This is a genomic window from Paractinoplanes globisporus DSM 43857 (genome assembly GCF_000379645.1).
GTDB lineage: Bacteria > Actinomycetota > Actinomycetes > Mycobacteriales > Micromonosporaceae > Actinoplanes > Actinoplanes globisporus.
Genome location: NZ_KB903297.1, coordinates 69,108 through 89,743, shown reverse-complemented (window position 1 = coordinate 89,743; position 20,636 = coordinate 69,108). Strand labels below are relative to the sequence as shown.

General features: G+C 69.6%; 17 protein-coding genes and 1 pseudogene. 8 read left to right on the top strand and 10 right to left on the bottom strand.

What is annotated here, in order from left to right; all coding sequences use genetic code 11:
- Positions 1-23 precede the first annotated feature (23 nt).
- Complete coding sequence (locus A3CQ_RS52380; protein ID WP_020511019.1) at positions 24-1,862, bottom strand: anthranilate synthase family protein; 1,839 nt, start codon at positions 1,860-1,862, stop codon at positions 24-26.
- Between the two features lie 165 nt (positions 1,863-2,027).
- Here A3CQ_RS52380 and A3CQ_RS0111145 point away from each other — a divergent pair, with 165 nt between their 5' ends.
- From A3CQ_RS0111145 to A3CQ_RS63600, 6 genes and pseudogenes are all read left to right on the top strand, one after another.
- Entirely contained in the window at positions 2,028-2,831 is an 804-nt protein-coding gene (locus tag A3CQ_RS0111145; protein WP_245577189.1) for a 2-amino-3,7-dideoxy-D-threo-hept-6-ulosonate synthase, read from the top strand.
- On the top strand, positions 2,828-3,913 hold the full coding sequence (locus tag A3CQ_RS0111140; RefSeq protein WP_020511017.1) for a 3-dehydroquinate synthase II family protein: 1,086 nt from the start codon (positions 2,828-2,830) through the stop codon (positions 3,911-3,913). The genes A3CQ_RS0111145 and A3CQ_RS0111140 overlap by 4 nt, the downstream gene beginning before the upstream one ends.
- On the top strand, positions 3,910-4,671 hold the full coding sequence (locus tag A3CQ_RS0111135; protein WP_020511016.1) for an amidohydrolase family protein: 762 nt from the start codon (positions 3,910-3,912) through the stop codon (positions 4,669-4,671). The genes A3CQ_RS0111140 and A3CQ_RS0111135 overlap by 4 nt, the downstream gene beginning before the upstream one ends.
- Positions 4,659-5,921 (top strand): AMP-binding protein, encoded by a 1,263-nt coding sequence (locus A3CQ_RS0111130; protein WP_020511015.1) that lies wholly within the window; start codon positions 4,659-4,661, stop codon positions 5,919-5,921. Before A3CQ_RS0111135 ends, A3CQ_RS0111130 begins: the two co-directional genes overlap by 13 nt.
- Positions 5,921-6,664, top strand: coding sequence for a 2,3-dihydro-2,3-dihydroxybenzoate dehydrogenase (locus A3CQ_RS0111125; RefSeq protein WP_020511014.1), 744 nt, complete (start codon positions 5,921-5,923; stop codon positions 6,662-6,664). The genes A3CQ_RS0111130 and A3CQ_RS0111125 overlap by 1 nt, the downstream gene beginning before the upstream one ends.
- An 8-nt stretch (positions 6,665-6,672) precedes the next feature.
- Positions 6,673-7,206, top strand: a pseudogene (locus A3CQ_RS63600) (isochorismatase family protein); the annotation flags it as partial.
- Between the two features lie 40 nt (positions 7,207-7,246).
- Here A3CQ_RS63600 and A3CQ_RS0111115 read toward each other — a convergent pair.
- Both A3CQ_RS0111115 and A3CQ_RS0111110 read right to left on the bottom strand, forming a co-directional pair.
- Complete coding sequence (locus A3CQ_RS0111115; protein WP_020511012.1) at positions 7,247-8,434, bottom strand: helix-turn-helix transcriptional regulator; 1,188 nt, start codon at positions 8,432-8,434, stop codon at positions 7,247-7,249.
- 57 nt (positions 8,435-8,491) lie between these two features.
- Positions 8,492-9,175, bottom strand: coding sequence for a Crp/Fnr family transcriptional regulator (locus A3CQ_RS0111110; protein ID WP_020511011.1), 684 nt, complete (start codon positions 9,173-9,175; stop codon positions 8,492-8,494).
- A gap of 320 nt (positions 9,176-9,495) precedes the next feature.
- On the opposite strand from A3CQ_RS0111110, the gene A3CQ_RS0111105 reads away from it, so the two are divergent.
- Positions 9,496-9,942 carry a hypothetical protein gene (locus A3CQ_RS0111105; protein ID WP_063713556.1) on the top strand — a complete coding sequence of 149 codons (447 nt, stop codon included), beginning with the start codon at positions 9,496-9,498 and terminating at the stop codon, positions 9,940-9,942.
- Positions 9,943-9,997: 55 nt separating this feature from the next.
- Here A3CQ_RS0111105 and A3CQ_RS0111100 read toward each other — a convergent pair whose 3' ends face one another.
- The 3 genes from A3CQ_RS0111100 to A3CQ_RS62660 all read right to left on the bottom strand — a co-directional run bounded on the left by A3CQ_RS0111100 (position 9,998) and on the right by A3CQ_RS62660 (position 14,557).
- The gene (locus tag A3CQ_RS0111100) at positions 9,998-11,314 is read right to left on the bottom strand and encodes an SNIPE associated domain-containing protein (protein WP_245577169.1); all 1,317 of its coding nucleotides are present in this window, start codon (positions 11,312-11,314) and stop codon (positions 9,998-10,000) included.
- A gap of 245 nt (positions 11,315-11,559) precedes the next feature.
- Entirely contained in the window at positions 11,560-12,591 is a 1,032-nt protein-coding gene (locus A3CQ_RS60675) for an HIRAN domain-containing protein (protein ID WP_157295702.1), read from the bottom strand.
- 286 nt (positions 12,592-12,877) lie between these two features.
- On the bottom strand, positions 12,878-14,557 hold the full coding sequence (locus tag A3CQ_RS62660; RefSeq protein ID WP_020511007.1) for a glucuronyl esterase domain-containing protein: 1,680 nt from the start codon (positions 14,555-14,557) through the stop codon (positions 12,878-12,880).
- Between the two features lie 276 nt (positions 14,558-14,833).
- Here A3CQ_RS62660 and A3CQ_RS0111080 point away from each other — a divergent pair, with 276 nt between their 5' ends.
- The gene (locus A3CQ_RS0111080) at positions 14,834-16,120 is read left to right on the top strand and encodes a ferredoxin reductase family protein (RefSeq protein WP_084699013.1); all 1,287 of its coding nucleotides are present in this window, start codon (positions 14,834-14,836) and stop codon (positions 16,118-16,120) included.
- A gap of 1 nt (position 16,121) precedes the next feature.
- On the opposite strand, the gene A3CQ_RS0111075 is transcribed toward A3CQ_RS0111080, so the two are convergent.
- Genes A3CQ_RS0111075 through A3CQ_RS0111060 form a run of 4 tightly spaced genes read right to left on the bottom strand, consistent with a single transcriptional unit; the run spans position 16,122 to position 20,528 of the window.
- Positions 16,122-17,393 carry an ABC transporter ATP-binding protein gene (locus tag A3CQ_RS0111075; protein ID WP_020511005.1) on the bottom strand — a complete coding sequence of 424 codons (1,272 nt, stop codon included), beginning with the start codon at positions 17,391-17,393 and terminating at the stop codon, positions 16,122-16,124.
- An 18-nt stretch (positions 17,394-17,411) separates the two neighbouring features.
- Positions 17,412-18,245, bottom strand: a complete 834-nt coding sequence (locus tag A3CQ_RS0111070) for a carbohydrate ABC transporter permease (RefSeq protein ID WP_020511004.1) — start codon at positions 18,243-18,245, stop codon at positions 17,412-17,414.
- A complete protein-coding gene (locus tag A3CQ_RS0111065; RefSeq protein ID WP_020511003.1) occupies positions 18,245-19,177 on the bottom strand; it encodes a carbohydrate ABC transporter permease in 933 nt (310 codons plus the stop codon). Before A3CQ_RS0111065 ends, A3CQ_RS0111070 begins: the two co-directional genes overlap by 1 nt.
- 13 nt (positions 19,178-19,190) lie before the next feature.
- On the bottom strand, positions 19,191-20,528 hold the full coding sequence (locus A3CQ_RS0111060; RefSeq protein ID WP_211216538.1) for an extracellular solute-binding protein: 1,338 nt from the start codon (positions 20,526-20,528) through the stop codon (positions 19,191-19,193).
- Positions 20,529-20,636: the final 108 nt, after the last annotated feature.

Sequence of the window (20,636 nt, the reverse complement as noted above, 5' to 3'; positions counted from 1 at the left end):
ACGATTACTGTCCGTTCGATCGATCAGTGCCGAACGTGTCGGTGCGCACCCTGCCGCACCCGGCTGTCCGAATCCAATCGATCATGGGATGTGGACACCGACCTCAGCATGGAGTGAAGAATCAACGCCCCATCCTCGGTCAGCAACGACTCCGCATGGAACTGTATCGATTGAACACGAGTGGCCGACAGGGCGTGCACCGCGCCGTCGATCGGGTCGCGGACTATCCGAACAGGCCCCTCCACCAGCGGTGATGTCTTCGTGGGGGCGTCCGCGCGGGCGGTGAAGGAGTTGTAGAAACCCACCGTCCGGGTCCGTCCATACAGCATGATCCGGCGTCGCACACCCTGCGCGGGTTCACTCAATCGAGTGATCTGTAGACCGAGCTCGTCGGCCAGCACCTGGTGTCCGAGGCAGACGGCGAGCAGCGGCATCCGCTGTCCGAGCAGCTCGCGGACGATCCGGTGCAGGGCGTCGACCCGCTCGTCGGCGCGGTTCCGCGGGTCGCCCGGCCCGGGACCGATCAGGACGACGTCGGCGTCGTCCCATCGGGCGCGGCGCCACGGCACGACCCGGACGTCCACCCCGAGCGACTCGGCCATCCGGGCGAGCATGTCGGTGAAGTCGTCCTCGGCGTTGATGATCACCAACCGCCGGCCGTCCGTGGGTCGCGCCGCCGGTCGCGGTCCACGCCAGAAGGTGGAGAGGCCGTCGGCGGCGGCGACCGGCACGCGGCGCGTGACCCGGGCCGGTGGATCGCCGGCCGGCGCGTCCAGCAGGGCGCCGAGCAGCGCCGACGCCTTGGCCCGGGTCTCCTGCGCCTCGGCGGCCGGATCGGATCCCTTCACCAGGGTCGCGCCCGCGCCGATCGTGAACCGGCCGTCCGCGTCGATCTCCGCGGCCCGGATGACCAGCGCCGAGTCCAGATCGCCGGGTGCGGCCAGCGCGAGCGCGCCGCCGTAATAGCCACGGCCGCTGCGCTCGTGGCCGGCGATGACCCGGCAGGCGTTCGCCACCGGGCTTCCGGAGACGGTCGGCGCCGGCAGGGTGAGCCGCAGCACCTCGCGTACGTCAAGATCGGTCGGCCCCTCGATGGCGTACTCGGTGTGGGCGAGACGGGACATCATCCGCAGCCGGGGGCCGTCGACGCGGCCGCCGCCGGGACAGATGCGGGCCATCATCTTGAGCTCCTCGTCGACCACCATGAGCAGCTCGCCGGTCTCCTTCGGATCGTCGAGGAACCGGCGCAGGCCCTCGTCGGTCGGGCCGCCGGGCGGGTAGCGGTAGGTGCCGCTGATCGGCGTCATCCGGGCGACCCCGCCGGCGACCCGCACCTGGCACTCGGGAGTGGCGCCGAGCAGGGTGCGGCCGTTCCAGTGCACGAGGAACGTCCAGTAGGCGCCCCGCTCGGCCAGCAGCAACCGGCGGAACGCGGCCATCGCCTGGCGCGGTGACCAGTCCGGGATGCGGCCCCGGCAGGTGCGGCGCAGGACGAAGTTCGAGCCGTCGCCCCGGGCGATGTTCTCCTTCAGCACCGTACGCACGGCGGCCGCGTACGCGTCGTCCGAAAGATCGAAGCTCGCCGCGCCGGGGGACGGCCGGGCGGGCGTACGCGGAAGAAATCGCAACGCCTCACCCAGCGGAACCGAAAGTCGGGTGTCCGGCCGGATCGCGACCAGCGGCGTGCCGTCGTCGACCACGGTGAGGCCGCGCTCGCCGATCTGCCGGAACGGCACGACGGCCAGCACGCCGGCGGCCGACAGCGGCAGCGCGGCCAGGGTCGGCACGACCGAGGCCTCGCCGGTGATGATCTCCACCCGGTCCGCGTCGACGGCCGGGCGGTGCAGAAACGCGAATGCCATTTGCCGAACTCAATGGCATTCGTGGCCGGACGACAACTACTCGTTTCTTGAGGTATTGCCGCTGGTGGGTCCCCACCTGCGAAAACCCAATTTTCGGTGATTCGCCTACTCATTCGAGTAGTGGGCGGCCTCCAGAGGCGTGGATAGCGTCCCGGATTGTTTCTGGTGAACCCGAAAATCGAGGTGACCACAGTGAACGGCAACGGATCCTTCGCCCGGCGGCTGCGACTGCGCCGGCTCTACCGGCACGACTCCGCGGGGCTGCTCGTCGTGCCCCTGGACCACGCGATCGGGGCCGGCCCGCTCGCCCATCGCGGCACGCTCGACAGTCTGGTCGCCCGGCTCGCCGACGGTGGAGCCGACGCGGTGGTGCTGCACAAGGGTGCGGTGCCGCGGGTGAGGCCCGACCGCTTCCGCGCGCTGTCGCTGGTGCTGCACCTCAACGCGAGCACCGGCCTCGCGGCCGACCCGGACGCGAAGTACCCGGTGGCGACCGTCCCGGAGGCGCTGCGGCTCGGCGCCGAGGCGGTGAGCGTGCACGTGAACGTCGGCTCGGCCACCGAGGACCGGCAGATCGCCCACCTCGCGGCCACCGCCGAGCAGTGCGACCGCTGGGGCGTCCCGCTGCTGGCCATGATGTACGTGCGCGGCCCGGCCGTGGACAGCCGTGACCCGGCTCAGATCGCGCACGCGCTGGCGATCGCCGCCGAACTCGGCGCCGACCTGGTCAAGACCGCGCTGCCGGACGACCCGACGGCCATCGCCCGGATCACCGCGGGTTGCCCGGTGCCGGTGCTGGCCGCCGGCGGCGAAGCGGACGGCGCGAACGTGTCCCGGCTCGCGGCGGCGATGCGGGCCGGCGCGGGCGGCGTGGCGGCCGGGCGAGCGGTCTTCACCGCCGACGATCCCGGCGAGGTCACCGCCCGGCTGGCCGACCTCGTGCACCGCACCACGGTGGGTGCCCGATGACCGCGAAGCTGTGCTGGCTGGACATCCGCGGCGCCGGCGAGACCAAGCGGGCGCTCTGCGAGGAGGCGGTGCACCAGCGGTTCGATGCGATCGTCGCGGACGACCCGGCCGATCTCGCGCCGCTGCCGCCGACCGTGACCCGGGTGCTGGCCCCGGCCGGAGACCGCCTGCCCGACGACTTCGGCGCGGCCGATCTGGTGCTGATCGACCCGCGAATTCACGCCGAGCCGGAGGTCAGCTTCGGCGAGTGGCACGACGTCACCGACCCGGAGAGCCTCGAGCGGGCGTGTGCCGCGGTGCGCCGGGCGGGGATCACCGTTCTCACCTTCAAGGACCCCACGAACATCCCGATGGAGATCGTGCTGGCCGCGGCGGCCCGCTCGGCCGGCACCATCATCACCACGGCGGCGCGGATCGACGACGCGATCGTGCACCTCAGCGTGCTCGAGCACGGGCCGGACGGGGTGATGCTCACCGCGCCCGTGCCCGGCGACGCCACCCGGCTCGCCGCGGCGGTGCGCGCGCCCTCGGCCAAGCTGGCCCTGGACACGTTCACCGTGACCGGGGTCCGGCACGTCGGCACCGGCGAGCGGGCCTGCGTGGACACCTGCACCTACCTGCGACCGGACGAGGGAATCCTGGTCGGCTCGTGGGCCAAGGCGCTCATGCTCTGCGTCAGCGAGACCCACCCGCTGCCGTACATGCCGACCCGGCCGTTCCGGGTCAACGCCGGGGCGATCATGTCGTACACGCTGGCCGACGCCGAGCACACCCGGTACCTCAGCGAGCTCACCGCGGGCGACACCGTGCTCGCGGTCGGCGCGGACGGCAGCACCCGGCGGGTCACCGTGGGCCGGGTGAAGATCGAGACGCGGCCGCTGCTCGCGATCGACGCCACCGCGCCCGGCGGCGAGCCGGTCAACCTGATCGTGCAGGACGACTGGCACGTGCGGGTGCTCGGCCCGGGCGCCGCGGTGCTCAACACGACCGAGCTGAAGGCCGGCGACGAGATCCTCGGCTTTCTGCCCGGCCGGGAGCGGCACGTCGGCTACCCGATCGACGAACTCTGCGTCGAGCAATGACGGTCGTCGACTTTCACGCGCGGCTCACGCCCGGCGACGCCGAGCCGGCCGGGCTGCTCGATGCGCTGGACGAGGCTGGGATCGACCGGGCGGTGGTCTGCGCGGGCGGGTTGCTCCCGCTGGACCGGCTCGCGGCGCAGATCACCGACGGCGGGCGGGCCGAGGTGAGCGCGGACAACGACGGGGTACGCCGGGCCTGCGCACGGTCCGGCGGGCGGTTGCTGCCGTTCTACTTCGCGGATCCGGAGCGCGACGTCGAGGCGTACGCGAAGAAGGCCTTTGACTTTCGTGGTTTGGAGATCTCGCCGGCGGTCCATGGTGGACGCCTGGACGATCCGGCGGTCTCCGAGCTGGCCGCGATCGCGGAGGCGGCGGGGCATCCGGTCTATCTGGTCACGGTGTCCCGGCCCGGGGCGAGGCCGGCCGATCTGCTGGCGCTCGCCGCGAGGTTTCCGCGGGTCACCTTCGTCTGGGGGCACTGCGGCCATCACGGGCTCGACGTGTCCGGGCTCGGCACGATCGCCGCCCGGCCGAACATCGTCGCCGAGCTCTCCGGCTGCCTCACGGTCACCGCGCGGCTGGCCGTCAGCAGGCTCGGGTCGCATCGAGTGCTGTTCGGTACCGAGTACCCCCTGCAAGACCCGGGCGTGGAGCTGCGCAAGATCGCCGCGCTCGACCTCGATCCGTCCGATCGGCAAGCGGTCCTCGGCGCGAACGCGTGCCGGCTGCTGAGAGAGGAGATGTCGTGGACACCCTGACCGACCATCGCGACCTGGAGAACTTGCAGAACGCTCGCCTGGCCTTGACCTTCGCGGCGGCGGCGCGGTCGCCGTTCTACGCGAGGCGCGGCGTGCCCACCAGCCGCGACGAGCTGGCCGCCTATCCGTTCACCACCAAGCAGGACCTGCGCCGGGCCTATCCGTTCGGCATGCTCGCAGTGGATCGGAGCGAGCTGGCCACCTATCACGAGTCGAGCGGCAGCAGCGGCACGCCGACGGCGTCCTACTACACGCCGCGGGACTGGGAGGACCTCGTCGAGCGATACTCCCGGAAGTACGTCGGTATTCGCGCGGACGACACGTTCCTCGTGCGCACGCCGTACGCGCTGATGATCACGGGCCATCTCGCGCATGCCGCCGCCCGCTCCCGGGGCGCGACCGTGGTGCCCGCCGACAACCGGTCGCTGGCCATGCCGTACGCAAAAGTGGTTCGGGTTCTGCGCGACCTCGGCGTGACGCTGACCTGGTCGCTGGCGACCGACACGCTGCTGTGGGCGGCGGCCGCGCGGCTGGCCGGGCGTGATCCCGGCCGCGACTTCCCGGCGCTGCGCGCGCTGTTCGTCGGTGGCGACCCGCTCGGGCCGGCCAAGAAGAAGCGGATCGAGGAGATCTGGAACGCGCCGGTGGTCGAGGAGTATGGCGCGACCGAGACCGGCAGCCTGGCCGGGGAGTGCCCGCATGGGCGGCTGCACCTGTGGGCCGACCGGGCGCTGTTCGAGGTCTACGACCCGATCAGCGGGAAGGTCTCCGACCAGGGGCGCGGGCAGCTCGTGGTGACGCCGCTGTACCGCGAGGCGATGCCGCTGCTGCGCTACAACATCGAGGACGCCGTGGAGGTGTCCCATCCAGACTGCCCGTGCGGCTGGCAGCTGCCGGTGGTGCGGGTGCTCGGGCGCTCGGCCTGGTCCGTGGGATCCCTGACCCAGGGCGACATCGAGGATCTGGTCTTCGGACTGCCGGCCGAGTACGGGGTGATGTTCTGGCGGGCGCGTCTCGAAGGATCGACGCTCCGGGTGCAGATCGAGGTTCTGCCCGGGCACCGGCTCATCGCCGAACGTCAACTGCGCGAGGCGATCGGCCAGGCCCACGACATCGAGGCCGTGATCGAGTCGCTGCCGCCCGGCAGCCTCGTCCCGTCGCACCTGCTCACGGCCGAGCCCGAGGTGGTCAAGCCGCGCGGGCTGTTCCGGGCCGGCGAGGACTGGAACAAGGCCCTGGAGTACTACTGATGGCCATCGCCTTGGTCACGGGTGCGGCCCAGGGGATCGGCAAGGCCGTCGTACGCGCCCTGCACCGCGACGGCCTCCGGGTGGTCGCGAGCGACCGCAACGCCGCGGGCCTCCGCGCGCTCGCCGCCGAGATCGGCTGCACCACGGTCGAGCTCGACGTGCGCGACACCGCCGCGGTCGACCGGGCCGTCCGGCACGTCGAAGAGCGGGTCGGGCCGATCGACGTGCTGGTCAACGTCGCCGGTGTGCTGCACGTCGGCGGCGTCCTCGACACTTCCGACGAGGACTGGCAAGCCGTCTTCGACGTCAACGCGACCGGTGTCTTCCGCCTGTGCCGCCGGGTCGGCGCCGGGATGGCCGAGCGGGGCGGCGGTGCGATCGTCACGGTCGCCTCCAACGCGGCCGGCGTGCCGCGGATGAGCATGGCCGCGTACGCCGCCTCGAAAGCCGCGGCCGCGCACTTCACCCGCTGCCTCGGGTTGGAGCTGGCCGGCTACGGCGTGCGTTGCAACGTGGTGTCGCCCGGTTCCACCGACACCCCGATGCAGCGCGGCATGTGGACCTCGGAGGCCGACGCCCGCGCGACCGTGCTGGGCAGGCCCGAGATCTTCAAGAACGGGATCCCGCTCGGCCGGATCGCCTCGCCCGGCGACGTCGCCGAGGCCGTCGCGTTCCTCGTCTCCGAGCGGGCACGGCACATCACCATGCACGACCTCTATGTGGACGGCGGCGCTTCTCTCTAGGAGTTCTCATGACCTACGCCATGCCCCGTTCGCGGCCCGCGAACCTTGCGCCGTGGCGGCCGGACCCGAGCCGGGCCGCCGTGCTCATTCACGACATGCAGCGCTACTTCATCGACTTCCTGCCGCCAGGTCAATCGCCCACGACCGAGCTGACGGCCAACATCGTCGCCATCCGCGAGACGGCCCGGCGGGCCGGCGTCCCGGTGCTCTACAGCGCGCAGCCGCGGCCGGTCTCCCGTGCCGAGCGCGGCCTTCTGCACGACCTGTGGGGGCCCGGCATGTCCGGCGCCGACGCCGCCTCCGGCGACATCCTGGCGAGCCTCGCCCCGGGCGCGGACGACCAGGTCGTGGTCAAGCATCGTTACAGTGCCTTCTTCCGTACGGATCTGAGCACCCGTCTGGCCGCGCTAGGGCGCGATCAGCTCGTGGTCTGCGGCGTCTTCGCGCACCTCGGGTGCCTGCTCACGGCGGCGGACGCGTTCGCGTACGACGTCGAGCCGTTCCTGGTCGCCGACGCCATGGCCGACTTCAGCCTCGAGGACCACCTGTTGGCCCTCGACTACGCGGCCCGCCGCTGTGCCGTCACTCTGACGACGGCCGAGCTTCGGAGCCACCTGCTGCCGCGCGCCGGTGAAGGAGCCCGACCAACTCCACTCGCGAGCCGATCCCGAGCTTCTGGAAGATCTGCCGCAGGTGGTAGTTGACGGTGTGCGGGCTGATCCCCGTGCGGGTGGCGATCTGCCGGTTGGTCAGAGCCTGACCGACGAGGGCGGCGATCTCGCGCTCCCGGGGACTCAGCGCGTCCCAGTCGGCTTTCTGGGGTTGTCTCGGGTGAGGTTTGTAGCTCGGCCGGGCCGGTACCCGCGGGGCCTCCACCCGCAGGGCCGCCGCCACCGGGCGGGGCAGCGTCGCCTCCACCGCGGCGCGCACCAGGTCGTGGCCGAAGACGAGCAGCTCACCATCGCCGCCGAGCAGGCCCGACTCCAGCGCCTCCTCCAGAGCGGGCAGCATGCTGACCGGGCCGACCCCCATGAGCCGCGCCAGCCGCAGCAGTGGGAACGACACCCCGACCGTGGCGGCCGCCTGCAGCAGGTGGCGGGCCGGCGCGGAGACCGAGGCGACCTGGCCGCGCAGGTACGCCTCGGTGCGGCGCGGCAGCCGGGTGGCGCGCAGCGTCGCCCAGCCGGCCTCGATCCGCAGCAGGCCCTCTTCGTCCAGGCCCGCGAGCAGCTCGCGCAGCGCGGCCGGCCGCCCGGCCGCGACCCGGCACAGGTCCATCAGCAGCGGGTCGGGGCGGGCGCCGACCGTCCGCGCCACGAACTCGGCCTGCGCCGCCGGCGACAGCGGCGTCAGCCGGATGCGGTAGGCGTCGGCGCCGGGCAGATGCGGTGCGATGTCGGCCGAGCCGGTGATCACGACCAGCACCGGTACGGCCTCGGCCAGCCGCTCCAGCACCGACCAGGCGCGGGGATCGATCCTTCGTGGATGGTCGCCGAGGAGGACCATCGGCCCCGAGTGGTCGCCGGCGGTGCGCAGGATCTGCTGCGAGCCGACGGCGCCGGCCCACTCCGGCTCGGCGAAGACGGTCATGCCGCGCCGCCGGGCCAGTCGGGCGGTCTCGTCCAGCAGGCGGGTGCGGCCGCTGCCCGACGGTCCCTCGAGGACCAGGACGGCCGGCTTGCCCACGTGCAGGTTGTCGAGAAGGTGGTTGATCTGCCGCATCTCGTTCTCGCGGCCGATCAGTGCGTACACGGTGATCCGTGGGTACATAAGCCGATGGTGAGGGGGGTCACGGCGAAAGATGGCGTACTAGTAGGGGATGCCGCTTTACCGACTGTTTTTGTCGGTGGTGACTCGCAGATTCGCCAGGTCGGTGATGATGATCTGCCGATAGCCGGTGTGGATCAGCTTTTGGTCGCGCAGCTCCTGTATCGCCTTCTGCACGGTGGCCTGGGCGATCCCGATCATCGCGGCGAGGTCGAGCTGGGTCAGCGGCACGAGCAGCTCCACGCTCCCGTCCGGGCGTTGTCGCCCGCACACCTCGGCGATCTCGGCGAGCACCCGGGCCAGCCGGACGTGGGCGGGGAAGACCGCGAAGTCCGTACGCCGGCGGTTGGCCCAGCGCAGCTGCCGGCTGACCGCGGCGGCGATCAATGCGGAGGCGTCGGGCCGCTGCCGCAGAAACGCCTCGAATTCGCCCCGGCTCAGCTGCCCGACCGTCAGCGGCCCGCACGCGATCACCGTGGCGTTGCGCGGCTCGCGAGTCAGGGCGCCGATCTCGCCGACGACCTCGCCCGGCAGCCGAATCCCGAGCAGCGTCTCGATGCCCTCGACCGCCGTCGTCACCTTGACGAACCCGCTGATCAGCAGGAAGACGTGGGTGTCGGCCAAGCCCTCGCGCAGGATCGTGCGCCCGGCCTCGAAATCGCGCCGCCGGCTGCTGCTCACCAGCGTCTGGGCGACCTCCTCGGGCAGGCTTCCCAGAAACGTGCCTTCCGCCCAGGCCGCCACGTGTTCACTAAATCACATCCCCGGGCTCCCGCCGAGCGTGGCTAAAATCGCGGGTGGGCGTCGATCCACCGCCTAACCTCCATCGGCCGTCCCGGCAGGCCGCTCGCGGGGGCAAAGGGGATTTCTCCTCGGATCGCTCGTCATCAGCCCGCCACGGGCTCGCCGCCGGGGGTGCAGTCCCGTGTGGCCGAGGGTTTCCGATGACAGCGAACAAGCACTTCAAGCGCCGGGTCCGAGAGCGCGCCCGCCGCACCGGCGAGTCCTACACTGCTGCCCTCCGGCACCTTCGGTCGAGCGATCACCTTCCGGAGGAGCCCGCCATGCAATGGCAGCGAGTGGAAAAATCCAATTTCGGGTACGCCGTGCAGGTCCCCCAGGGCTGGGTGGAGCGCGACGTCGACCTGCGCAACAGCCCGTGGGAGACGGCCCGCTTCGTCGACCCGTCCGACCGCCGGCACAGCGTCATCGTCTTCCGCAACCCGGTCGGTCCGCAGCGCGCGGCGCTCGACATGGCCGAGCGTGCCCAGACCTCCTTGGCCGCCAACGGCTTCGCCGACCTGGCCATCACCGAAACCGAATGGGCGGGCCGCCCCGGCGTCCGCCTCGACTGCGCCAAACACGACGTGGGCAGGGTGTGGTCCGTGACCGAGTACTTCGCCGTGAACGACGGCATCGGCTTCTGCCTCGGCTGCGGCTCCGCCGCCCCCGCCGACGACGAGCCCCTGTTCACCGAAATGGCCCGAACCTTCGAAATCCTCCCCAACTGAACGACACAATGCCCGGCCGCTCGTGTCGGCCGGGCATTCGGGTCAGTATTGGGTGCTACGCGGCGGCCTCCGCTTGTCGAGCCTGGGTGAGACTCTGCCGGTACTCCAATGCCTCGGCGACTTCTTCGTACTGAAGCAGGCTTCCAGTCAGCTCCATCAGATGCTGTTTGGCCTCCGCTGGGGTTGCGTAGAAGAACTCCCGTCGTTGGTTGATCAGGTTGACCCGTCTCGCGGCGAGCCGCGTGTGCATCATTGCCTCGATGCCGACCGCGTCCTCCGAGAAGAACAGCGCGTGTATATCGAAGTTGAACGGCACCGAGGCATCGCTCAGTTCGCGAACACGATCCATCGGGTCGAGTCGCCGTGTCATCCCGACTTTGACCATCTTCTCGCCGAACGCGCCGAGGTTCGAGATCACATACACATAGCCGGCTCGAACGTTGGCGGCCCGATAGTCGACGTCTCGGATGGCGGTGTCGATCTGGCCGAGCCGTTCCGCCAACTGCGCGGCACCTTCCGTGTCGCCCTTGGCCTGCAGTGCAGCGAGAGCGTTGGCGTAGTGCTGGCGCTCCTTGTCGAGCCGGGCTCGCTCGCGTTCGATCTCCTGCTGTACGCGTCGTTCTTCGCGGAGCCTTGCCTTCTCCTCGCGTTCGCGTTCCTTCTCCTCGGCGACCCGCTGCACGTAGTCGGCGGTAAGCGTCAACTCCTGGACGCGTAACCGGTGGTAGCCCTCGGCGATGCGGATATCCATCGTCTTGCCGAGGCGAGCGATGGTGGAGGCCACCTTGGCGAGGCGTTCGATCGCGGCTTCGAGTTTGTAGGGCTTCAAGGTCCGCACGAGGTTGTCGGCTTCGGCGTTGTAGGCCCGCAGCATGAGCTTCGAGAAATCGCGCACCATGGTGCGGCCCTGCGCCTCGGAGCCATTGACCGTCCAACCGCTGGCGGCCAGGACCGCTCCGCCGTCCGCCTTCGTCATGGTCTTGATCTCGGTCTGCACGCGGGTGAGCTGATCCTGATAGGCGGCGGCCTCTGTCAACGGGTGGCGGTATTGATACACGCCGGCTTCCTGCAGCAACGCGGTTTCCTCGGTCGCCACCACCTGCTGGCGAAGGTCCCTGAGGCGCTGTTCCATTTCGGTGAGCTGAGCCTGGCCGCGGGCCGATTGATCGGCGATCTCACGCTGGATCCGATCGCGGTACTGCTCCAATTCGACCGCGGAGAACACGCCAAGCCGACTCATCTGCGCGCGGAGACTGTCGAGCTCGTGGCGAAGTTGTGTGACCTCGGCCGACAGTTCGCGTGCCTTGCCACGGGCTCCAAATAACGGAATCTCCGAGTCCGGCGGAGGTGGCGCCGGTGCGGTCGCCGTCACCTGTGTCTGCGCCGCCGGCCCTGGCACCACCGGAGGCGCCGCCGACACAGGCACCGCGAGCGGAGCCGTCGCGGGCGGAAGTGTCTCTTCGATCCACAGCTGCCACCCGGGTGGCGGCGGCCCCCATGCGGGGTCGGGCACCCACCCGGACGGAGGTAGCCAGCCGGTCGGCGGCTTCGGCCAGTTCGGCGGTGCGTTGAAACGAAAGCCCACAGCTCACCCCACGAGACGAAAGGACCCGGCCGTCAGTCCCAGACCGGTATCCACCATTGCCAGCCGTACGGTGCCGGCGGCCACGTGGGATCCGGGCGCCAGCCGGTCGGCGGCGTCCATCCGAGCGGAGGTTGTGGCCAGTCCGGCGGTACCACGAACTTGATCCCTGTCGGTGCGGGCGGAATGGAACCGTGCTCCTGAACCGGTGCTGCCGCCGGAATCGAGGGCGGGCCGGCTGCGACCATCGGTGCGGGCGCGGCCTTCTTGGCCGCGTCGGCGGCAATGGTGGTCAGCCAGCTTTCGGGCAGTTCGTGGGCACGCGCCACATAAAGCACGACCTCGGTCTTGATCCGATTGCCTTTGACGATCGCCCGCGCGCCGGCGACCAGGCCGTTTTCGCTCAGAAGTCGTATGGCGGGCAGCAATTCGCCGCTCATCTTCGGGGTCAACTGCCCCACGCGGGAACCGTCGAGACGGATCTCCACGACGGTGCGCGTGCTGCGCGCCAGCTGTTCGGTGACCTCATGCAAGGTCACGTGAACCCAACATTCCCCTTCTGGGCGCAGCCAAGGCGCGAGAGCATCCAGGTGCTGTTCCTCACCGGTGACCTGGATGCTCCCGCCGGGCGGCAGCATGCGGTGCGGTTCACCGGGTGGCGTGTTCGCCGGCACGAGCATGTGGGGCTCGGCCAGATCGAGTCGGATCGACGAACTGAAATCGTTCCCCGTGCCGTAGTCGGAAGACCATTGCGACGCCCAGACGCGAGCTGACACCTGAGGAGCCCAGCCTTGGGCCACCAGGCCGGACAGAATGGGGGCGTAACGGACTGCCTCGTCACGCGACAGATGACCGAGCTGGCGTGGGCCCACCCAAACGCCGACCGCATTCCGGTCGAACTTGTTCTTCGGATCAGGAACAAGCTGCACTGTCGTGGTGAGTTCGGCGCCGTCGCCCTTGAGATCCGCGTCGAATAGAGTGCGAATCGATTGTTGGTAGTGCGATTCGCCGACGACGTCGACGCTGGCCCAGCCGCGCTGGCCCCACAGGTCAAACGGTATCGACATGGACGGCAGCGTAACGGCGAATTGCCAGGCAGTCGCTCCCGCGAAACGCTCGTTATGGCGATCCTGACGGCGGCCAAATTCAGGCGGATGGATCAATCGTTCCGGCTGTCACCAGATTCGGGCCCAGGCGGGCAGGTTCCCCCGAGGGCACGTACGGCTCGTGTGAGACGACGGTTATTGAGGGCGAGGTCGATCACCGGGTCTGCCTGCTCAGCGACGAGGAGCGGGCCGCGCGGGACACGGTGTTCGTCTGTGTCCCGCGCGGCCCGCGTCTCGTGGTCGATCTTTAGGCGTTGCAGGTGGGTGTCATGCCGGCGCCGGTTCCGGTGGCCTGGAAGCCGAACTCGGTGTAGCCGCCGGCCGGGATCTGGCCGTTGTAACTGACGTTGGTGAACTGGACCGCGCCGGTGCTCGCGCTGCGGTTGGCGTTCCAGGCGTTGGTGATGGTGGCGCCGCCGGGGAGGGTCAGGCCTACCCGCCAGCCGTTGACCGGGGACGATCCGGCGGTGACCCGGATGGTGGCTACGAAGCCGCCGGTCCACGAGTTGAGCGAGACCGAGGCCGAGCAGCCACCGGTCGGCGGGGTCGTGGGCGGAGTGGTCGGCGGGGTCGTCGGAGGCGTGGTGGGCGGTGTGGTCGGAGGCGTGGTGGGCGGGGTCGTCGGGGGTGTGGTGGGTGGGGTGGTCGGTCCGGTGCCCAGCACCGGGGTGGTCCAGTCGACCCAGTCGGCGAGGCGGCCCTGTGCCTGGCTGGAGATCCGGAAGACGCCCGGGTCGTTGCCGGTCCTGGTCAAGTACTTCCTGATGTTCTGGGTGAGCGGCGTCTGCCACTCCGGCCGGTTCGCGCAGTGCGTGCCGTCGGCGACGTCTGAGATGTAGCTGATGTTGCTGCCGACGCCGAGCGCCTTGTAGACCTCGGCGCCACCGAGGGCCGCGACGCTGGCCGACTTCGGGCCGAGGTTGACGATGTGCGGATTGTCCATGATGAACAGGCCGCGCGGGGCGAACATCCCGACGATCTCGTGAGTGTCGATCGGCAGCCTGGTCGGGGCGCTGGTGAACGAGCCGAACGCGTCACCGAGCCACGGTTGCTCGCCGTACGCGCTGCTCAGGCTCTGCGCGCCCTCGCCGGGGATGCCGCGGAAGATCGGCGCGCCGGCGCTGCCCGACTCGATCGGCATGGTCAGGGCGATCCGCTGGTCGAACGCGCCGATCACGAAGGCGCCCTTGCCGAACCGCGAACAGCCGGTCACGCCCGTCGCGTCGGCCCGCAGGATGTTCCCGCCGGACTGCTCGATCACGTCGATGATCCGGCTGACGCCCCAGGCCCAGGCCATGAGCAGGCCGGTCGGGCTGGTCGCGCCGTACAGGGTGTAGAACGCGCCCTGCTTGTTGTTGCGCGGGGTGCCTTCCTTGCCCACCGCGTACGGGTCGTAGTTGATCACGGCGGCGCCGGCGGCCCTGATCGTCGCGGTGTCCGCTCCGAAGCCGCCGAGGACGACGACGGCGGGGAACGGGCCGGTGCCGCTGGGCAGGCTGACCGAGGCCGAGAACGAGGCGCTCTTGCCCTGGTTCGAGACGTTCACGGTGATGTTGGTGTTCGAGACGGTGCCCGTGACCGTCTGCGGCTTTCCGGGCTTCTCGCCGTAGACGAACTTCTCGGACAGCTTCTTGATCTCTTCGCGCCGGCAGGTCCAGTCCGCGGTGGTCGTGATCCGGGTGCCGTCGAGCCTCTTGAACGGGTCGGGGAGTTTGGCGTTGGTGGGCAGCGAGCCCGCGTCGGGGAGGGTGGGCACCGCGCAGCCGGCGCCCTCGTCCTCGACGCCGGCGGCGGCCAGGGCGAGTGCGGGCGCGGCCTGCGCGCCGGTGATGTGGGGGATTGCCGTTGACGCCGCGCCGACCAGGAGCGCCGCCGAGAGGGCGACGATCGTCGAGCGGAGCCGGGAGCGGCCCGCGTCGGTGGTCACAGGGTCTCTCCTTCCGGTGGGAGGGGATGGCCCGGCCGATGGGAGCGCTCCCGAAGCCGGGCATGCCCCAGTCTCCGGCGACGCATCGAAACAAGTCAATACTTCTCGGAAACTTCCGGGGATCGACGCCGAAACTTCCGAAACCCGGCATCGGGGAATGAGGAGGACGGTGGGCCTCGATAACGACTTTCCCGATAAGCGTCGAGTTGATCACAAGGGGCTGACGAATGGCCCGCGAAGTTTGTATTTTCCATGGCCGTGCGGGTTGCGGGAAAAATGACGGCGGCATTGAGCCTTGCGGTCGTTTCCGTGCTCTGGATCGCCGGTCTCGGTTCGGCGCCCACCGGCATCGCGGCGGCCGGCCGGCTGGCCGCGCTCTGGTCCGCCGACCTGCTCCTGATCCAGGTCGTGCTGATGGCCCGGATCCCGTGGTTGGAAGGGACGTACGGCCGGGACACGCTGTGGACCTGGCATCGGTGGACCGGGTTCACCTCGTTCCACCTGCTGCTGACCCACGTCGTGCTGGCCGTCCTGGGGCGCGCGGGGACAAACCCGCTCGAAAAGATGTGGACGCTTCTGGTCGCGTACAGAAGCATTGTTTTTGCATTTTTGTCGCTTTTTGCTTTTGTTTTGGTCGTGGTGACCTCGGTGCGCGGGGTACGGCAGCGCCTGCGCTACGAATCGTGGCACGTGCTGCACCTTTATGCGTATTTAGGCGTGCTGTTCGCTTTGCCGCACGAAATCCTGCTCGGCAGCGATTTCCGGTCCGCGGCGGCGAGTGTGTACTGGTGGACGCTCTACGCGCTCGCAATCGGCTCGACGCTGATCTTCCGGATCGGCCTGCCGGTGTGGCGGACGCTGCGGCACCGGCTCACCGTCGACGAGGTCGTCACCGAGGCGCCGGGGCTGGTCTCGGTCTACCTCAGCGGCAATCGGCTCGACGAGCTGCCGGCGCACGCGGGGCAGTACTTCGTGTGGCGGTTCCTGGACGGGCGCCGGATGCTCCACGGCAACCCGTTCTCGCTGTCCGGGCGGCCGAACGGCGACCGCCTGCGGATCACCGTGAAGTCGGTCGGCGACGGCAGCGCGCGGGTGGCGACCTTGCGGCCCGGCACCCGGGCGCTGATCGAGGGGCCGTACGGCCGGATGACCAAGGCGAACTACTCCGGCGGGCCGGTGACCATGCTGGCCTGCGGGATCGGGGTGACGCCGTTGCTCGCGTTGCTCTGGGACCTGCCCTTCGACTACGGCCGGGCAACGCTCGTCTACCGGACCCGGCACCCGCACGAGGTCGCGTTCCTGCGCGAGCTGGAATGGCTGGCGCGGGACCGGGGCGTGCGGCTGGTTCCGCTGGTCGGCCCCCGTGCGGCCGAGGGTTCCTGGCTTCCTCGGGCGTACGCGGAGTACACCGACACCGAGGCGCTGCGCGAGATCGCCCCGGGCGTCGCGGGTCACAATGTCTACGTGTGCGGGCCGGACGCGTGGACCGCGGCGGTGCTGCGGGCGGCCCGGGAGCTGGGTGTGCCGCCCGCCCGCCTGCACCGCGAGCGTTTCGCCTGGTGAGCTAGGCCTTCTCGGGCGTCTCCTTACTCTCGCTCGCGGCCTCGGTCTTGTCGGCGGCCTGGATTTCGGCCTCGACCGGGCGCTCGATCTCGTCCAGCTCGAAGACCCGATCGGGGTCGCGGGTGAGGTTTTCCCCGGAGGCGGCGTCGAAGACGTGCATGCGCTCCGGGTCGAACCACAGCTCGGCCCGGCCGCCCGAGCGGATCCGGCTGGCCGCGTCGAGGGCCACCACCAGCTGGGTGCGCATCTGTTCGCTGTCCAGCTCCCGCTCGAGCTCCTCGAGCTGCGATTCGACCTCCGACGGCGCGTCGTACGGCACGTACGCGTAAAGCTGGCTGCCCAGCCACTCGGTGACGTCGACCTCGGCCGTGAACGTCTTGCCCTGCGCGCGTTTGGTCGCGTCCACCAGGCGTACGTCCTCGAAATGCTCGGGCCGCAACCCGAGGATCACCAGCTCCCGGTCGCCGACCTTGCTGAGTCGTGGCCCGGCCGCCGAGACCGTGCCGAACGGGGTCTCCACCTGCCCGTTCTTGAACCGGCCGGGCAGGAAGTTCATCGGCGGCGAGCCGATGAAGCCGGCCACGAACAGGTTGACCGGCTCCTCGTAGAGCTGCCGGGCGCTGCCGACCTGCTGAAGAAGACCCTTGCGGAGCACGGCGATGCGGTCGCCGAGCGTCATCGCCTCGGTCTGGTCGTGGGTGACGTAGACCGTCGTGGTGCCGAGCTGGTGTTGCAGACGGGCGATCTCGGTGCGCATCTGGCCGCGCAGCTTCGCGTCGAGGTTCGACAGCGGCTCATCGAAGAGGAACGCGTCGGCCTTACGGACGATCGCCCGGCCCATCGCCACCCGCTGGCGCTGCCCGCCGGAGAGATGCGCCGGCTTGCGCTGCAGGTGCTCGGTGAGCTGCAGCAAGTCCGCGGCCTCGTTGACCCGCTTCGTCACCTCCTCGTTCGGAACATTCTTGAGCCGCATCGGGAAGGCGATGTTCTCGAAGACAGTCAGGTGCGGGTAGAGCGCGTAGTTCTGGAACACCATCGCGAGGTTGCGGTCGCGTGGCGCCTTCTGGTTCATCCGTTCCCCGCCGATGAGCAGGTCACCCGAGGTGATGTCCTCGAGGCCGACGATCATCCGGAGCAGGGTGGACTTTCCGCAGCCGGACGGGCCGACCAGGATGACGAACTCGCCGTCGGCGATCTCCAGGCTGACGTCGTTGACGGCCGGAAAGCCGTCGCTGTAGCGCTTCACGAGGTTGCGGATGCTGATCGCGGCCATGACGGGGTGCCCTCCTGCTCAGCCCTTGACGGCACCGGCGGTGAGGCCGGCCATGATGCGGCGCTGGAAGACCAGCACCAGGATGACGACGGGGATGGTGACGACCACCGAGGCGGCCATGATGTAGGTGATCGGCGACTGGAACTGCGAGGCGCCGGTGAAGAACGACAGGGCGGCCGGCACCGTACGGGCCCGGTCGGTCGAGGTCAGCGAGATGGCCAGCAGGAACTCGTTCCAGCAGAAGAAGAAGGTCAGGATGGCCGTGGTGAACACGCCGGGCGCGGCCAGCGGGATGATCACCTTGCGGAACGCCTGCCAGGCGGTGGCCCCGTCGACCTGCGCGGCCTGCTCCATCTCCCACGGGATCTGCCGGAAGAACGCCGACATCGTCCAGATCGACAGCGGCAGGGCGAACGTCAGGTACGGGATGATCAGGCCGATCCAGGTGTCGTAGATGCCGAGGTTCCGCCACATGTTGAACAGCGGGCCGACGAGCGCGGCCTGCGGGAACATCGCGATGGCCAGAGCCATCGAGAGCAGCAGCTTCTTGCCGGGAAAATTCATCCGGGCGATCGCGTACGCCGCGAACATGGCGATGATGACCGCGAGCCCGGTGGCGATGACGGCGATGAAGACGGAGTTGCGGAGCGCGCTGGTGAACAGCGAATCGGTGAAGACCGTCTTGTAGTTGTCCCAGACCCAGGTCTTCGGGAAGAACGTCGGCGTCGAGCTGCGGAACGTGGCCGGGTCCTTGAACGACAGCGACACCATCCACAGCAGCGGGAAGAGCGCCCACACCAGGATGAGCACGCCCCAGAAAGTCCACCAGTTGCTGACCTTGCGGTCGGCCATCACCGATCACCTCGCACCTGCGACAGGTCGGTCCGGAAGCCCTTGACGAAGATGAACGCGATCACCACGACGGTGAGGAAGAGCAGCACCGAGACGGCCGAGCCCGCCCCCAGGTTCACCAGCGTCACGTTCTGCCGGTACGCCAGGAACGACAGCGTCTCGGTCTTGTTCGCGCCGACCGTCATGACGAACGGGTTGTCGAAGATCCGCCACGCGTCGAGCGTGCGGAACAGCAGGGCCACCATGATCGCGGCCTTCATGTTCGGCAACGTCACCCGCTTGAGCCGCTGCCACGCCGTGGCGCCGTCGACCTTGGCCGCCTCCTGCATCTCCTCCGGCACCTGCACCAGGCCGGCCAGCAGCAGCAGAGAGATGAACGGCGTGGTCTTCCAGATCTCCGAGAGCGTGATGACGAACAACGACGACCAGCGCTGGCCGAAGAAGTTGTAGTCGCCGAGGCCGAGCCACTGATTGACGAAGCCCGAGTCCAGCTGGAACGCATAGCGCCAGACATAGGCGGAGACAACCGTGATGATGCCGTACGGAATGAGGATGCCGGTGCGCACCCACGAGCGGCCGCGGATGATGCGGTACATCACGAACGCGAAGGCGAAGCCCAGCACGAGCTCCACCGCCACGCTGGCCACGGTGATGATGAATGTGGTGGAGAAGTCCGTCCACCACAGCGGGTCGGTCAGCACCGTGACGTAGTTCTGCAATCCCACGAACGTGCGGCCGGCCGGGTCGGTGAGCCGGTAGTTGTACAGCGACAGCACGACCGCGTAGATCAGCGGGTAGGCGGTCACGAACACCATGACCAGGAACGCCGGCGCGGACAGGGTGAGGCCGAGCCGTCGTTCGCTGCGTTCCCGGTCGGAGACCTCGGCCTTCTTGGGCGCGGGTGCGGCGACCCTCTCCTGGGTCAGAGTCATCGGAGTGCTCCTCTCACAGGAGTCGCCTGCCCTGCAGGACGTCGGACATGAACTGCGCGGTCTCCTGGGGCGTCTGCGGAGCCCGGACATCGGTGGGCGGATGCCAGGTGATCTGCACCGACGTGGAGACGTCGTTGTAGTACGGCGTGATCGGCCGCGGCCCGGCGTCGTTGATCGACTGGCGGATGATGTCGGCCATCGGGAACGCCTCGCGTACCTTCGGGTCGTCGTAGGCGGCGCCCTTCGCGGCCGGGTTGCCCGCGTCGAGCATGTAGGCGATGTTGTTCTTCAACGACGTGGCGCACTTGACCAGGTCGAGGGCCTGCTGCGGGTGCGTCGTGTAGTTGCCGATCGCGAGGTTGATGCCGCCGAGCGGGGGCCGGCTCGAGACGTCCGCCTTGACCCGCGGGTACCGCGCCCAGCCGATGTCGTCGACCACGGACTGCGCGATGCCGCCGCCCGCCACATCCTCCTTGGCGGCGCTGTACACGTACGGCCAGTTGACCATGAAGCCGCCGGTCGGGCCCTGGAACGCCGAGCGCGCCTCCTCCTCGCCGGCGTTGGACATCGCGGGCGGTGCGGCCGGGGACCGGGCGAGGTCGCCGACGATGCGGGCGGCCTCGTCACCGGCCGGGGAGTCGATCGCGGGCTTGGCGTCCTTACCGGCCTCGACATTGGTGACGATCTCGCCGCCGGCCGACACGACCAGCGCGTTGATCCAGACCATGTAGCCCTCGTACCGGTTGGCCTGCACGCCGATGACCTTCTTCTGGCCGCTGGCGGCCTCGATCATCTTGTCCCAGGTGAAGTCGGGGGCGGTCGGGTCGATGCCGGCCGCGCTCGCCACCGACTTGCGGTACCAGAGCAGCTGCGTGTTGGCCCAGAACGGCGCCGCCACCAGTTGGTTCTTCCAGGACGCGGTGGTCAGCGGCCCCTTCAGGACGCCCTCGGTGAGCGACTGCTCGTCCTGGGCGTCGAACGGCTTCAGGAAGCCGGCGTTGGCGAACTCGGCCACGAACGGTGGATCGAGGCTCATCACGTCGATCGAGCTGTCCTTGGCCGCGAGCCGCCGCACAAGCTGCTCGCGCTGCTGGGAGGCGTCGGTCGGCAGCACTTGGACATCGACCTTGTAGGCGCCGTTCGAATCCGCGGCGCACTGGTCGGCGAGGCGCCCCTGACCGCCGTTGTCCGGGTTGATGTACCAGGTGATGACGGGCGGCCCGCCATCGTCGCTGCATGCGGTGAGGGTCGCACCCACCAGAGCAAGCGCCGCCGCTGCGGCGAGATGACGGCGACGCGTCCGGCCCGTCGTGCGGCGGGATCGGGCGGTCGCCGGCTGCACGCTGGACACACGCGCCTCCAAGGCCGGTCCGGCCGCCTCGGGCCGCCCATCAGGACGACGGCGTCGCGGCGGTGCCTATCAATGTCCGACCCGCCGCAACACCCGGTCCTCATCCGC